Source organism: Vibrio coralliilyticus, from assembly GCF_024449095.1.
GTDB lineage: Bacteria > Pseudomonadota > Gammaproteobacteria > Enterobacterales > Vibrionaceae > Vibrio > Vibrio coralliilyticus_A.
Genome location: NZ_CP024627.1, coordinates 3,169,380 through 3,183,961, shown reverse-complemented (window position 1 = coordinate 3,183,961; position 14,582 = coordinate 3,169,380). Strand labels below are relative to the sequence as shown.

The 14,582-nt window shown below is 46.2% G+C and carries 10 protein-coding genes and 2 pseudogenes; 5 read left to right on the top strand and 7 right to left on the bottom strand.

Annotated elements, in window-relative coordinates:
• Positions 1-40: 40 nt before the first annotated feature.
• Both CTT30_RS15040 and CTT30_RS15035 read left to right on the top strand, forming a co-directional pair.
• Positions 41-2,494, top strand: coding sequence for a GH92 family glycosyl hydrolase (locus tag CTT30_RS15040; RefSeq protein ID WP_252035532.1), 2,454 nt, complete (start codon positions 41-43; stop codon positions 2,492-2,494).
• Positions 2,495-2,856: 362 nt separating this feature from the next.
• Positions 2,857-3,699 (top strand): helix-turn-helix transcriptional regulator, encoded by an 843-nt coding sequence (locus CTT30_RS15035; RefSeq protein WP_239869783.1) that lies wholly within the window; start codon positions 2,857-2,859, stop codon positions 3,697-3,699.
• A 6-nt stretch (positions 3,700-3,705) separates the two neighbouring features.
• On the opposite strand, the gene CTT30_RS15030 is transcribed toward CTT30_RS15035, so the two are convergent.
• Together CTT30_RS15030 and CTT30_RS15025 are read right to left on the bottom strand one after the other, a co-directional pair.
• Entirely contained in the window at positions 3,706-4,482 is a 777-nt protein-coding gene (locus CTT30_RS15030; protein ID WP_239869781.1) for a PTS sugar transporter subunit IIA, read from the bottom strand.
• An 8-nt stretch (positions 4,483-4,490) separates the two neighbouring features.
• Complete coding sequence (locus CTT30_RS15025) at positions 4,491-4,793, bottom strand: PTS fructose transporter subunit IIB (RefSeq protein ID WP_252035531.1); 303 nt, start codon at positions 4,791-4,793, stop codon at positions 4,491-4,493.
• A gap of 198 nt (positions 4,794-4,991) precedes the next feature.
• Here CTT30_RS15025 and CTT30_RS23430 point away from each other — a divergent pair.
• Together CTT30_RS23430 and CTT30_RS15020 are read left to right on the top strand one after the other, a co-directional pair.
• A pseudogene (locus CTT30_RS23430) lies at positions 4,992-5,397 on the top strand (PTS sugar transporter subunit IIA); the annotation flags it as partial.
• Positions 5,398-5,477: 80 nt separating this feature from the next.
• Positions 5,478-6,854, top strand: a pseudogene (locus CTT30_RS15020) (PTS fructose transporter subunit IIBC); the annotation flags it as partial.
• A gap of 29 nt (positions 6,855-6,883) precedes the next feature.
• Here CTT30_RS15020 and budC read toward each other — a convergent pair.
• From budC to budA, 3 genes are read right to left on the bottom strand one after another with little or no spacing between them, the layout of a single operon-like run.
• Positions 6,884-7,642, bottom strand: a complete 759-nt coding sequence (gene budC / locus CTT30_RS15015; RefSeq protein ID WP_252035529.1) for a meso-2,3-butanediol dehydrogenase — start codon at positions 7,640-7,642, stop codon at positions 6,884-6,886.
• Positions 7,639-9,345, bottom strand: coding sequence for an acetolactate synthase AlsS (gene alsS / locus CTT30_RS15010; RefSeq protein WP_252035528.1), 1,707 nt, complete (start codon positions 9,343-9,345; stop codon positions 7,639-7,641). The genes budC and alsS overlap by 4 nt, the downstream gene beginning before the upstream one ends.
• Positions 9,346-9,376: 31 nt before the next feature.
• Positions 9,377-10,162, bottom strand: coding sequence for an acetolactate decarboxylase (gene budA, locus CTT30_RS15005; protein ID WP_252035527.1), 786 nt, complete (start codon positions 10,160-10,162; stop codon positions 9,377-9,379).
• Between the two features lie 108 nt (positions 10,163-10,270).
• Here budA and CTT30_RS15000 point away from each other — a divergent pair, with 108 nt between their 5' ends.
• Positions 10,271-11,173 carry a LysR family transcriptional regulator gene (locus tag CTT30_RS15000; protein ID WP_252036656.1) on the top strand — a complete coding sequence of 301 codons (903 nt, stop codon included), beginning with the start codon at positions 10,271-10,273 and terminating at the stop codon, positions 11,171-11,173.
• Positions 11,174-11,315: 142 nt separating this feature from the next.
• Here the strand turns inward: CTT30_RS15000 and CTT30_RS14995 are convergent, their stop codons facing one another.
• Both CTT30_RS14995 and CTT30_RS14990 read right to left on the bottom strand, forming a co-directional pair.
• A complete protein-coding gene (locus CTT30_RS14995) occupies positions 11,316-12,467 on the bottom strand; it encodes an NAD(P)/FAD-dependent oxidoreductase (protein ID WP_252035526.1) in 1,152 nt (383 codons plus the stop codon).
• A gap of 78 nt (positions 12,468-12,545) precedes the next feature.
• Complete coding sequence (locus CTT30_RS14990; protein WP_252035525.1) at positions 12,546-14,573, bottom strand: LodA/GoxA family CTQ-dependent oxidase; 2,028 nt, start codon at positions 14,571-14,573, stop codon at positions 12,546-12,548.
• Positions 14,574-14,582: the final 9 nt, after the last annotated feature.

Genomic DNA, 14,582 nt, shown 5'->3' with positions numbered 1-14,582 from the left:
TCTCTTTCTGTAGACACTTTAATCACTATGGAATAGAAACATGAAACTAAAAAGAACGCTCGTCTCTACTGCAATCATCGCTGTGATGTTGGGGCTCGCTGGCTGTAATCCCGAAGAGGACAGCAGCGGCTCCGGCACGGTTTTAGACACCACTCTGACTCAATATGTCAACCCAATGATAGGTACCGGAGCTGATGGCCACACCTTTCCTGGCGCGGTCGTGCCTTATGGCTTGGTTCAACTTTCCCCTGATACTGAGATGGAAGGCTGGGGATCAGCCGCGGGTTACTTTGATCATGGTGAGCTGACTGAAATTCCTGTTTACGGTTTCTCTCACACTCACCTCTCAGGCACCGGAATTACCGATCTTGGAGATATCCTCGTTTTGCCCTTTACCGAGAAAGAAAATGCGGTTTACAACACTTTCGATAAGAAAAACGAAACTGCAGCAGCTGGATATTACGCTGTGGAGCTAAACGAAGGCAAAATCCAAGCTGAGCTGACAACGACTCAACGTGTTGGCTTTCATCGCTACACGTTTAAACAAGGCACAATTCCACGTATCAAGTTCGACCTTGACCACACCCTTAACAAGGGCCATTTTGATAACCGAACGATGAATGGCGACCTTGAGTTCATTGACGCTTACACCATTCGCGGCATGCGTAGCTCAAATGGTTGGGCAAACAACCAGCATGTCTACTTCTATGCAAGGTTCAATCAGCCTATCGTCAAGGCAATGGCGATGGTGGATGGCGTAGAGACTGAAATTGATGTTGAAAATGACAATATAGATGCCACCAAAACCATCGCCTATTTAGATTTTGCGCCTTCATCGGTACCGCTTGAAATTCAAGTCGGCTTGTCCCCAACCGGTGTAGAGGGGGCTCAAAAGAACTTAGAAGCTGAAGCACAAGGTGTCTCTTTTGATATGGCACGTGAAAAAGCCAACGATGCGTGGCACCAAGAGCTGAGTAGAATGATAGTTTCGGGTGGCTCAGAAGATCAGAAAGAAATCTTCTACACCGCGCTTTATCATGCCTCGATTGCCCCTATGATTTTCCAAGATGTAGACGGTCAATATCCGGCGATGCGCACCCGTATTCAAAAAGATGCCGGAGAGACACCGAACTATTCCGTCTACTCAATGTGGGATACTTTCCGTGCCGCTCACCCGCTAAAGAGCATCATAGATCCTGAGCGAGCCGAAGAATTTGCTAATGACTTGATTCGTAAGTATCAAGATGGAGGAATTTTGCCCAAATGGGAGCTGCACAGCCATTACACTGGCACCATGATTGGCTTCCCCGCCGTTTCTATCATTGCGGACGCAATGGCAAAAGGCTTGGATGTCGACCCCCAGCTTGCCAAAGAAGCGGCAGAGTTCACCGTTCGTTACCACGAACCGGAGGAGTTCCCAGACTGGACCGAAGATAACAATATCGGCGCGGCAAGTGTGGTGCAGGTACAAGCGTACGAGGATAATGGTTTTGTCCACCACGGTTACTGGAACAGCGCCTCTTATACTCTAGAGTTTGCTTATGGCGACTGGGCGATGTCAGAAATTGCCCGCATGGCGGGTGATACGGATCTGCAGAACGAGTTCTTAACTCGGGCGGAAAACTGGCTGAACCATTGGGATCCAAGAACGGGGTTTTTACGCGCGAAAAACCATCCTGACAGCACATCACCTAACAAACCACCACTCGAGTTTTATCAGCCAGTGGATGAGGAAAGATTGGATGAGTGTGTTTTGGTGGAGTTCCCTAGCGGTTCTGGCGAAATGAAACCGCAATGCCCGTTATTGCCGTTTGACCCTTATTACGTTGACGAGTTTGCCTATACCGAGGGCAATGCATGGCAGTGGAAGTTTCAGCCGATGCATGACTACAAGCGTTTAAAAGAAGAGATCTATAATGCGGATGCAATACGAGGTAAAGACACTACTCCAGAGATAGCCTTCCGTGAAGATTTGGATGAGCTCTTTAATGCCAGTTCATCCAATACTGGCGAAGAATTACCTGATTTGACGGGCTACATTGGTCAATACATGCATGGCAATGAGCCATCGCATCATATCCCATACCTGTATGCGCTTACCGATGAACCTTGGAAGACGCAGGAATATCTCGACCAAATCATGTCCGAGATGTACACCACTGAGCCGACCGGACTGATTGGTAACGAAGATGTGGGTCAAATGAGTTCTTGGTATCTGATGTCCGCCATGGGCTTCTATCAAGTGACCCCAGCCGATCCAACTTACACTATTGGCCGCCCACTGTTTGACGAAATTACCATTCCGGTAAAAGGCGGTGAGTTTAAGATTATTGCGGACAATAACAGCCCTCATAACAAATACGTCAAGTCAGCCACCATAAATGGTCAGCCTCTGGGTGAGAACTTCACCTTCAAGCACGATGAAATTAAAGCCGGAGGTACACTCCATTTTGTTATGACCGGCGATAAGTTACAGGCGCTTCAACCGCAGTAAGCTGTGATAGCAATATAAGAAAATGGCTTGGCAATCTGTCCAAGCCATTTTTATTAGCGAGTGGCCGGGGTAAAAATACTAAAGGGACAAAACTGTATATATGTAACCTTTCCTAATGGTGGAGATATCTGTAAAGCAAATAATAAGATCGTTAACATTATTATATTCTAGGCAGTTTGTGGCGTAGCGTTTACTGTAAGATTGGTGTACTTTCTAGATTTTTGTAACCTTAAAATGAAAGTGTGAGATGGCTCATTAGTACAAAAGACCGGTAGGGTGTATACCTGTAGGCAGAACTAATTCAAACATGGGTTATCTTGAATTAGCTTTGTGTATAGAACCCTATGCGTAGAGTGTAGCTAATGATTTTTAATGACTTAATTTCATCGGTATTAAATGAGCGAGAGCCATTTCATAACATATGGTTTGCGGGGGATTTTCATACACCGCCAGAATTTAGCTATCAGGTTAATTTCCCTCGTTTAGAATTGGTTCTTAGTGGGGAATATATTAATGAAATGGAGAGTCATGACCTCAAAGTGACTCAAGTTATTGCTCAACAAGGGGACGCGATATTTATTCCTCCCAATTGCTGGAATAAGCCGGATTGGGATACCGATTGTTCTGTGCTAAGCATTCTATTTGGTCGCCGCCAAATGGGCTTTAGCCTAGTCAGTAAGCGAAAAAATGAAGCAAGCTTTTTCGATATCCAAAAGCATAGTATTCAAACTCGTTCCGGCTTTGCTATTGATAACATTCTAGAGGCACTCAGTGCTTTAGCTCGTGAAAGCAACAAGAAACCCATGGATGAGCTTTTACTACAGGCACTACTGCAGTATTCAAAGAGTATGCTGGACACTCCAGTTGAGAAGAAATCCCATAATCGTGTTCAGGATCTGTATCAGGGGATTTGTATCTATATTCAAGAGAACTTTCATCGCCCAATTACCCGTGTCAGTATTGCATCACGTTTCAGTATCTCCTCTAACCACCTCTCTCGTTTGTTCCGCCAGCAGGGGCACATGACACTCGCGGACTACATTACATGGGTCAGGATCGATCGCGCTAAATTCATGTTGAAGAAGTATAACTTTAAGCTGAATGAGGTATCTATCCGCTGTGGATTTAAAGATGTGAATTACTTTTGTCGTGTGTTTAAAAATCGAACTGGCAAAACACCTACAGAATACCGCGCGTCTATCTAGTTAATATTAAACAAGTAACCTTGACATGGCGTACATAAGTAGCGCTTGTAAGTCGACACTGCTTCTTGTTAGTAGCAACCGCTCAGCGACTTGGCCTGTCAGTAGATTACGGGTGAGGTTGGTTGCTGCCATGATTTGCTCAGGCGTTGGTTTGGTTGGCATAACCAGAGCTATGGCGAGATTGACGTTGCCCATTTTGGACGCCCAATCTATTGGTGCTTCACTGGCAATAACAGCGACAGCAAGGTGCTCTGCATCCGCAAACATGACATGGGGGAGAGCGATACCAGGTGTGACACATGTGGATGAGCGCTCCTCTCGCTTAATGAGGTCGAGAACGAGCTTATCGGCTTGGAGTGGATGAATGAGCTGGGCTAATCCTTTGAGGCATTCGAACTTATTGAGCTCAGTGTAGGCTTTGGCGTAGTACCATTGGATCTCACAGGGTGGGCATATTTGGGGTATGCGTTCAGCTAGTTGGCTGCAAAACTGATAGTCGATATGAGAGCCAACCACAGTAAAGTGTTCCGCGATGATATCTTTGATGACAAAACAGGCTAGCTCCGCATCAATACCCTTTGCGGTGATCTGGCAAAGGTCACCATGTTGAAGACCCACTTGCAACATGGCAACGGACTTGGTGAGGTTAGCACTGCGGTTTTGCGTGATATTGATGATACGTAACGTACTTTTGAACTTTTTGGCTACCCGATTAAGGGGCAAGCTCACGTAGGCGCTGGCATTGCTATTGTCGACAAAAAAGGTGATTTGGTATTCGCTCATCAACAGACTTAGCCACGGCAATGCACTAGGAATACTTTATCGACATTAAGTAACACACTTTCGATTGAGATTTGAACTTGGTTGGAACCTTCAAAACGGCCGGGCTGTTCAATATCAATATCGGACACAATCAATACGCGATCCGCTTGATCAATATCATGGGGGGTGAGTTGGTTTTCTATCCCCATCGCGCCTTGAGTTTCAACTTTAATCTGTACGTTATACTTTGGGGCTGCTTTGATGAGAGCATCCGCTGCCATATAAGTATGAGCGATGCCTGTAGGGCACGCTGTCACCGCTACGATTTTCATAGTTTATCCACCTATTTTTGGGGGATATTATCACAGCGCTTTGGAGGGGAATTGATTTAATATCAATAAACACAAGAGCACTATCACAGTTTAAATTTCACGTTACATTAATCCAGTAAATGCACCTTCTGTCCTGTATATCGAGGGAAGCGGGGTCGCTAGGGTATATACCGCGTGGAGCGTTTCAAGGTACCAATAATGGACATAACCAACCTAATAAAGCCGGAGACCATTTGCTTAGATCTTAAGGCCGAAACCAAAGAGGAAGTGCTCAAGGAGCTTGTGGGCATGCTCGATGCTGCAGGTAAACTTGAGAGCAAAGAAAGGTTCCTCTCTGATGTTTGGCGGCGGGAGGAGATTGGCAATACTGGCTTTGATGAGGGGATCGCCATTCCGCATGCCAAAAGCGATGCGGTAGTTCAGCCATCTGTTGCTGTGGGCATTAGTCGTAAAGGCATCGATTACGGTGCTGATGACGGTGAGCTATCAGATGTTTTTTTTATGCTGGCATCGCCAAATAATGACGAGCACCACCATATTGAAGTATTGGCACAAATTTCTACCAAGATCATTGAAGATGGTTTTGTTGAGCAGCTCAAAGCGGTTGATACTGCCTCAGAGGCGCTAGAGTTACTAACTGGTACTCAAAATAATGCTAATGAGAGTGCATTAGGCTCTTCTGAGTATGTGCCTGTGAGCCCATGGGCTCGAAAGCTCAGTCGTATCAAAGAGCACCTGTTGTTTGGTACCTCTCATATGATCCCGTTTATAGTCGCGGGTGGGGTGCTGCTTTCCCTTTCGGTGATGTTATCCGGACATGGTGGTGTGCCCGAGGAAGGTGTTCTTGCTGATATTGCAGAGATGGGCATGGCTGGCCTCACACTCTTTACAGCGGTATTGGGTGGTTACATCGCTTATTCTATAGCGGATAAGCCTGGTTTGGCCCCTGGAATGATAGGCGCTTGGATCGCAGTGAGTCATTACAATACTGGTTTTTTAGGGGCAATTGTCGTCGGTTTTTTCGCCGGGTTTGTGGTTTGGTTGCTAAAGAAGATTCAGTTGCCAGACAGCATGATGTCGCTTGGCTCCATTTTTATTTATCCGTTGATTGGTACGTTTGTCACCTGCGGGGCGGTGATGTGGCTGATAGGATCACCCATTGCCACAGCCATGACGGTAATGAATGACGTGCTCACTGGTATGGCAGGTTCTGGTAAGGTGATGTTAGGTACGGTATTAGGGGCTATGACCGCCTTTGATATGGGAGGGCCGATCAATAAAGTCGCGACCTTGTTCGCCCAAACCCAAGTCCATACCCAGCCTTGGCTGATGGGCGGAGTGGGTATTGCCATATGTACCCCGCCATTAGGCATGGCATTAGCAACCTTCCTGTCACCGAATAAATTCAAACGTGAAGAACGAGAAGCAGGAAAGGCGGCGGGTCTCATGGGGATGATCGGGATCAGTGAAGGCGCGATTCCTTTTGCCGCTGGCGATCCCGCGCGAGTACTCCCCGCGATTGTGGCTGGTGGTGTTGTGGGAAATGTGGTGGGTTTTATGTTCCACGTGACCAACCATGCACCATGGGGAGGTTGGATTGTGTTACCTGTCGTTGATGGCAAGGTTGGCTATATTGTGGGCACGGTTGCAGGCTCAATGACAACGGCTCTGATAGCCATTGCTTTGAAGAAACACGTAGTGGAAGGAGAGAGCCTTATTGCTCAGTCGCCAGCTTATTCATCCGTTATAGGTGAGGGCGAAGCGGATATTCTTGCGGTGACTTCATGTCCGTCAGGGGTAGCGCATACTTTTCTGGCGGCGAAATCTTTGGAAAAAGCAGCAGGTGCTGTGGGGGTTAAGATTAAGGTCGAAACCCAAGGAGCAAATGGCATCATCAACCGAATTACTCCCGCTGACATCGAAAAGGCTAAATTGGTGATATTTGCTCATGATGTTGCAATCAAAGAACCTGAGCGTTTCAAAAAGATGCGAGTTATTGATGTGAGTACCAAAGACGCCATGCTTAATGCTGCTGCGTTAGTACAGACGAACACAGAATAAGTCGCATCTGGTGCTGAAGCTTGGTTAGATTACACGATTTTAGGTTGTCCGTCTGAAGCGGTGGCACCACCATCAACGGGTAAATTCACACCATTAATAAACGAGGCATCCTCACTGGCTAAAAACGCGACTACCGCAGCAATCTCTTTTGGTTCAGCTGCACGCCCCAAAGGGATACGTTCATTAAACTTGTCGCGCACTGAATCTGGCCAACCATTAGTCATATTGGTTTTGACTAAGCTTGGGCATACGGCATTGATGCGAACTCCGTCCAAACCATGGTCCAGCGCCATTGCACGGGTTAGATTCACCACCGCTCCTTTCGTTGCACAATAAAATGCTGCACCCCAATCGCCACCTAAACCAGACACCGACGCTGTGTTGATGATGCAGCCGCGGGATTTCAGTAACTCTGGTAAGGCAAATTTTGCACAGTAAACCACACCATCGATATTCACTGCCGAAATTTTACGCCAATCTTCTACACTACATTCCAGCACATTTCCGGGAATATGAATGCCCGCATTGTTGACTAGAATATCTAGTTGCCCGAAGTTTTCGACACAAGTTTGGATTAAGGCTGCCACTTGTTGAGCATCTGAGACATCGACTTTCTGCGCGGCCACGCGAGACTGATCAAAGTGCTCTAAAGCTTTGAGCAACTGCTCTTGATCCCAGTCTGCTAGCATCAATTGAGCCCCTTCGTCATAGAGACGTTGCGCAATAGCTAAACCAATACCATTCGCGGCACCAGTGATGATTGTCACTTTGTTGGTTAAACCTTTCATAGAAAAACTCCTTCGTTGTTAATTTGAAAAACAGGATCTTGTTGCTCTTCGCTTCTGGCTTGCATTAGTTTGTAGTTGTCTGAGTAGTCGACGGGAATCGCGACGACTGCTGGCCCTTCTACTTCCATTGCTTGGCGGAGAATAGGCATTAATTGATCCGCTTGTGTCACGGCAAACCCATGCGCACCAAACGACTGCGCGTAAGCTTGAAAGTCTATCGGTCCAAACTTTACGCCTGAGATGCGTTGATATTTTTTCTGCTCCTGCATTTCCACCATGTTGTAAGCATTATCGACCCAAATAATATGAACTATGTTGCAATTTAATCGCACTGCGGTTTCCAGCTCCATGCTCGACTGCATAAAGCCACCATCACCAGAAACTGACACTACCTTATGCCCAGGTTTTAATAAGCTCGCAGCAATTGCCCAAGGTAGCGCTACTCCCATCGTTTGCTGACCGTTCGAGACCAACATCTGTCGAGCGCGAAAACAGCTTAAATAGCGTGCTATCCAAATATGAAAACTCCCCATATCGAGACACAAGGTGGTATCGGGTGTGATGATTGCCTGCATGGTTTTGAGCAAGCTTAACGGGTGAAAACCTGCTACTCGCTGCTTAATCGGAGAGCTTTTGATGATATGCCTTTGTTGCGCCACTTCTTCTAGAATCGATACTGCCGTAGACGATAAACGGGAGCATTCGCGGATCTGTGTACAAAGTGTTTGTAATGTCGAACCAATATCGCCAACAATTTCTAGACAGGGTTGATAGTGTTGTTGATACTGCGCAGGCTCAATATCAATATGAATGATTGAGCAACGGCGAGCATTCCATAGTTCTGGGTCGTATTCGATGGGGTTAAAGCCGATGGTGATAATCAAATCGGCATCTTGCAGTAGCACATCCCCCGGTTGATTATTGAATAGCCCGACTCGGCCAGCGAAATGGTGATAATAGTGAATATCGACGGCCCCTGCCGCTTGATAAGTCCCCACTACTGGTAATTGCGTTTTTTGTAAAAATTGACTGATCGTAGAGGCGTTGGCTTGATCGCTGGCATGTAAGCCAAGCAGTACCACGCAGCGCTGTGCTTTATTAATCCGATGAGCGGCTTCTTCAATGGCGACCCGATCCGCATAACCACTTGGGCGAAAACTAGGTGGGATAACTAAGTCTGTATCTGTTTGCTCACTTAAGACATCTTGTGGAACGCTGATAAAACATGCGCCTTGGCGTCCAGACTCAGCAATTCGAAACGCATTGGCCATGATTTCACTCGCTGCGTCAATATGCTGGATCTCTGCGCTGTATTTGGTTACTGAGCGAAAAATACTCACCGTATCCATGCTCTGGTGAGTTTGTTTTTGCTGGTAAGTTCTTTTTACCGCGCCACCAATAGCCAGCATCGGATCACCCTCTGCGTTGGCTGTTGCAACACCGGTGACTAAATTCCCACATCCCGGACCTGAAGTCGCCAAGGTCACGCCCGCTTTACCCGTCAAACGTCCCATGATGCCTGCCATAAACGCGCCATTGGCTTCGTGTCTTACCGGAATCAGTTGCACTTTAGTGTCTTCCAGAGCGTCAAATAAGCGATCAATTTTAGCTCCGGGTATACCAAAGACATACCGAACGCCTGAGGTTTCTAGCTGCTGGGTAATTAACTGCGCGCCACTGCGCAAAGCGTGAGGGGATGACATAACATTTCCTTTTGACTGACTATGTGTTGAGTTATTTTTCAGCCGCTTCGATAGCGGCATGAAGATCTTTTGGTACTAGGTCGGCATCAAGAAAATCGCTTGATACTGGTGTATCAATCACAAGACGTGAGACACGACCTATTTGTATAAAACCCGATGAAATTAGGTAGTCCTGAACATGACCTCCGCCTGTTCTCGCTCGATTAATAAAATGTTCGTGATAGCCGGGGACATTAATTCCAGTGGTGTACCTAGGACTGCGAAATCCTGCCATCACCCCGGATTGATGCTTAAAATGAAACGTGGGTTGCTGTTTTATTGCTTCGAGCATTGGCCGATACGGACGTTGCTGTTTAGGCACCGTGCGGGTTTGGACGAGTGGAAAACTCCCTTCAAGCCGAATCGCACAAAAGATGTTGTCACTAGGAATCAGACGATCGATAAGTCGATGGACTTCTTGACGGGTTAACGTGTCATTAATTGACAGCTCAATGTCTGGTTTGAAAAAAGTGAACACCGCGAAAGGGGTTTTTTGATCAAGCTGAGCAGGATGTGCTGAGCCATTCGCGTGCAGTTGGAACACTTGATTATCAAAAGCAATCAATTCGCCATCTAATTGATTAAAAGTCCCTAAACCAAAATCACCGTGTTCAAGCAATTCAGCAATAGTTGTTGACCCTTCATAAACACCAGCAATCAAAGCACTCATCAGTGAAGTTTGATAAATCTCGCCTTCTCCTGAGCCTTGCTGATAGCGAGCAAACTGTTCTGAAATTTGCTGAGAGCAAGAACAGACTGAAGAGATAGAACGTTGCATAACTGAACCTAAATATGAATCAAGATGTATATTTAGATTGACTTGAGGCGCCCAACAAATCCAATATAAAAAAGATTTATTTTGATATGAAAAATATATGGATGAATGATGGAATTTCGCTACATGAAGTACTTCGTCGCAGTAGCTAAAGCGAAACATTTTACCCGTGCAGCAGAGCAGTTAGGCATCGCTCAACCACCGCTAAGTCAACAGATAAAGAAACTAGAAGAGGAGTTAGGCGTTACTTTATTTAAGCGCTTATCCCGCGGTGTAGAGCTGACCGCAGCGGGTGAAGAGTTTTATCATGATGCACAGCACATTTTACAAGAGGTGGAGTGTTGTCAGCGTAAGCTAGAGCAAATTGCGCGAGGGGAAAAACAGGAGTTACGTATCGGACTTGCTTCTTCAACGGCGAGTAGCAGGGAAGTTTTAGAAAATATTCGCAGGTTACATGAGCAATATCCGACGCTTAATTTAGTGGCTGTTGAGCACTCAATGCCCGAGTTGGTCACATTGCTTAAACAGCGGCGTTTGGAATTCGCTTTTATGCGCCTGCCTTGCTATGCCTGTGAGTCTCTTAACCGGCAGGTCTTGTTTGATGATCCTCTTGTGGCAGTTACTCCGGCTAGCTATCGTTTGGTTGCTCATTCAACACTCGACTTGACCCAGTTAAATAATGAGAATGTCTTAATGTTCCCTCGTGATGCTGGCCCAGCGCTGTATGACCGTATTGAGGCGGCTTTACATAATGCGGGAGTACATATTGCTCGACCTTATGCTGCGCCACAATTGCGCACCGCAATTACCATGGCACAAGCCGGCTTTGGCATTGCGATAGTACCGTTATCTTTAACTGAACATCTTGATCAGTCAGTCGTTATACAACAAATCAATGATATGCCTTTTGTCAGTCAGGTCGCATTGGTATGGGATAGCCATCATCATCACCCCTTAATTAATACCAGTATTCGATGCGTGAATAGCCTTAAACATGATCGCTTGCATGCCTAACACATGTAATCAATATCAGACTTATGTACGGTATTTTTAATGGTCAGTTTGTCTGTTCATAGACATGACTTGATTGGATTGATATACCCTACATTGGCCAAGAAACCACTGACCATACCGATGGCATAGTTAGTCATTGATACTAGTCGGTATTGGATAGGCCTAGCCTTCTTTGCCAGTATCCGGATTGCATGAAGCGCTGCTCGCTAGCGTAGAGAGAGTATCTAAGGCCAACATACTGATTAAAATCTGAAAAAACTTGGTCTTGATAGTGCGAAAGTGTAGAGGTTGAACGTTTAGCTAGTGCATCGTGAACACTCGACCCTGCAAGCTGTCCATGCATGAGTGCTTTGGTAATTCCTGCTGAACTGATGGGATCATAGCTAGATGCTGCATCGCCTACAGCCAGCCAGTTTTGAGCTACCACTGCACTTAAGATGCTGGAGCTCGCCCCACGTTTGAAAAGAGTAACTTGGTAGGTCAATCTTTCAGTGAGTCGCTCTTTCAGTGTTTCTCTGATGAGCTGAGTTTGGTTGAGCAGAGAGTACCATACATTTAGGTCATCGAGATTTTGTTCCTGCATTTGCTGTGTGTCAGTGCAAAGCGTCACTATAAGCTTATTCCCGGGTAGCTTTGCTGCATACCACCACCCATACGAACAAGACTCAACCAGAGTACGCGTAGGCATTAATACTGGCTGTATTTGTGTCGCCTGATCATCAATAAGCGCACCAATATAAAGCACTTCATCAAAGGTATTACGCGCTATATCTAGTCTGCGAGCCGATACAGCGGCACAACCAGTCGCATCGACAACAAAATCAGTATTGATGGTTTGTCTCTCTGTTTTTTTGTTTAGTTGTAAACTAAAGCCGTGCTTGTTTTTGGAGAGTTGTGCTAGTCGCGAGTGTGGATTGAGATGGATTCCTTTATGTTGAGCAATGTCACTCAGTTGTTCTTCAAATCGCTTTCTATCTAAGTGGTAGCCTTGCCCATCAAGGTCGAACATAAAATCGTTCATACCCGGCTGATCACTTCCCCACAGGGAGAGGGAGCCTGGACACACGGTATGTTCTGCTAGCATGCTATCTAGGTGTTCACCAACTAGATCGCGTAGTATCGGTGTGGCGGCAGGTGGAATGGTTTCACCAATTTTTGCTTTGGCCTTGCCGTTGGCTTCGAATACGTCGATATGAAACTTTTCACCTGAAGCATTGGCGTGATTTTTCAGAGCCAACGCGGTAGCAAGTCCTGCAGGTCCGCCACCAATTATTGATACGTGGTAATCTTTCATAGGGTTATGACAGCTCTTCTTTTAACAAGCGGGCAAACCTTTGCTTGCCCGCAGTAGGTGACAATCGCCGATGGCCAGTTAATCTTCTGGAATGGCAGAGGTTAAGCCTGGCTGTACTAGATCACCCTCAGACTTATACTGGCTAGCGACTTCAATGAACTTGTCTACTCCGTAGTTGTTCCCTTGCTCAGCTTTGACTTGTATCCCTTGGATCACGAAACCTGTTTTGTGCCAGTTTTCAACGTAATCAATGTATCTTTGAAAGCGACCACGATTTTGTGGGTAATCGGTTTCTGTTCCTTCCCCGCGAACGCTGAAGAGCTGCCTGCCGAGAGACCAAGTCTGGCTGCTCTCGTCGAATGTGCATAAATCTACGGGATAGACTTGTACAGGGCGCTGCGCCGGCCAAGACCAATAAAGCGTATTGTTCCCCGGTGGATTAGGATCTGGCTCGTGTACTGCACAACTGTTGTAGTCGGTATGCCAAGGCTGAGCCATGAATTTAGATAGATCCCCAGGCTCGACAGGGTCTTTGTTTAGTGGAATGTAACCTATGTTTAGGAAGGGTTGATCAGGAGTGGCATCTTGATAATCGAGTCTTTGTTGGTTAATGCGAAATGGCCCTGCTTCTCCTTGCCACTTCTGCTGGTAAAGGTTTACATCACGAACAATGAAGGTGAGATCGATTCCGGGTGAATAACGTCCTCCCAAGCAGTTTTCTAAAACCACTTTATCCAGTTTTTCCCCAAGGCTGAGTGATGGGGCTTCAGCTTCGCTTATGCCGTTATGCCATTGCTTTAAAAGAAAATATTGAGTTGTGGAAAGTGATAAAAAGCTTTTTTGCGCATCACCTAATGAAAGCGGCATCATACGACCTTGCTCACTTTGAGCGGGATCGTTGGGATTGCGAATCAAACTGTCAAAGTTGGGAAATTTTACCTTAGGATCGTCAGACGGTTTGATTGCAGCTACAAACCGGTGACCGTTAATCGCTTGTCCGGGAAGATTGGTATTCCACTGTTGCAAAAAAGCGCCGTGAAATACTGGGAGTACATCTCCATAGAAAGAGGCGGCGTATTCAGGGTTGTATTTGCCATCAGCAAAAAGGTTTGGGATGAGATCTAGCTGTTCTACCCAAGTATTGAAAATATCATCCCAGGTTGAGACGACATTACGTGTCTGTGGCGCGTAGCTTGGATCGGTGCAGACAAACCATCCTGCAACAACGCTTGCTTGGCTACCATCATTAAATTTAATGATCGCGTTTACCGGACCGTCTGAGACATCATCGAACCAACCATCGTTATCGAGTGGATCTTCTAATGTTGGCTTATTGCCATCTGCATCGACAAAGGCAAATGCGTTACCGTAGCCCCCTGTAATGATCAATCTGCCGGTATCTGGCTCAATTTGTAATTGTCCAAGAGTGGTAATGTCCCCTGAGTTTGGGTTTTGATTTTCAAAATGATCGGCGGGGAAGCTAACTGGGTAATCGCAACTGGCTATATTACCTTCACTGTTGATATAGGTGCTCGGTGTTTTGGCGTCAAACTCGACAATTTTTCCTGACTCGGAAGATTGAATAGTGCGTGGTCCTGGGTCAATGACCAGTTTTGTCATTCTGTCATTGGTGTTTAGTACAGTGCCGTAAGAAGGATTACGAATTGGTGGTGTCTGACCATTGCGATAGGCATTTATGCCTTCTTCTTGCCCATTGGAGCTCTGGATTCCCCAGTTGTTGTTCTTTTTGTTGGCAACATGTACTGACCAGATAATGTCTTCGATGGTTTTGCCATTGACTACATCACCAATTTTCACTTCTTTACCGGCAGTATTACTCGGATAGCTATGTTGCTCGTCACTGTAGGCGAAAATACGAAAACGAGCTGCTTGACGTTTCACTTTTTTGTCGGGAGTGGAGTCGCGGAAGTCTTCGGCAGTGATAGGGGTATCTTCAGTGCCTGGTTTGATTGGTAATCCACCGAAGAGCCCTGTGTCTTTGTCTAACAACTCGCCCGCAGCGGTCTCTGGCGCAATGTAATACTCTTCACTGTTTCCGACTCGTGCGAAATTGATAGCCGGATGTACTCTAAAAATACTTGTCATAATTGTCTT

What these genes read in the sequence shown, in the direction of transcription:
- CTT30_RS14995 (WP_252035526.1), bottom strand. Translation starts at nt 12,467, where the DNA reads ATGAAAGATTACCACGTATCAATAATTGGTGGCGGACCTGCAGGACTT.
- alsS (WP_252035528.1), bottom strand. Translation starts at nt 9,345, where the DNA reads ATGTCATCCCCTCACGCTTTGCGCAGTGGCGCGCAGTTAATTACCCAG.
- CTT30_RS15040 (WP_252035532.1), top strand. Translation starts at nt 41, where the DNA reads ATGAAACTAAAAAGAACGCTCGTCTCTACTGCAATCATCGCTGTGATG.
- CTT30_RS15030 (WP_239869781.1), bottom strand. Translation starts at nt 4,482, where the DNA reads ATGAGCGAATACCAAATCACCTTTTTTGTCGACAATAGCAATGCCAGC.
- CTT30_RS15035 (WP_239869783.1), top strand. Translation starts at nt 2,857, where the DNA reads ATGATTTTTAATGACTTAATTTCATCGGTATTAAATGAGCGAGAGCCA.
- CTT30_RS14990 (WP_252035525.1), bottom strand. Translation starts at nt 14,573, where the DNA reads ATGACAAGTATTTTTAGAGTACATCCGGCTATCAATTTCGCACGAGTC.
- CTT30_RS15025 (WP_252035531.1), bottom strand. Translation starts at nt 4,793, where the DNA reads ATGAAAATCGTAGCGGTGACAGCGTGCCCTACAGGCATCGCTCATACT.
- budA (WP_252035527.1), bottom strand. Translation starts at nt 10,162, where the DNA reads ATGCAACGTTCTATCTCTTCAGTCTGTTCTTGCTCTCAGCAAATTTCA.
- CTT30_RS15000 (WP_252036656.1), top strand. Translation starts at nt 10,271, where the DNA reads ATGGAATTTCGCTACATGAAGTACTTCGTCGCAGTAGCTAAAGCGAAA.
- budC (WP_252035529.1), bottom strand. Translation starts at nt 7,642, where the DNA reads ATGAAAGGTTTAACCAACAAAGTGACAATCATCACTGGTGCCGCGAAT.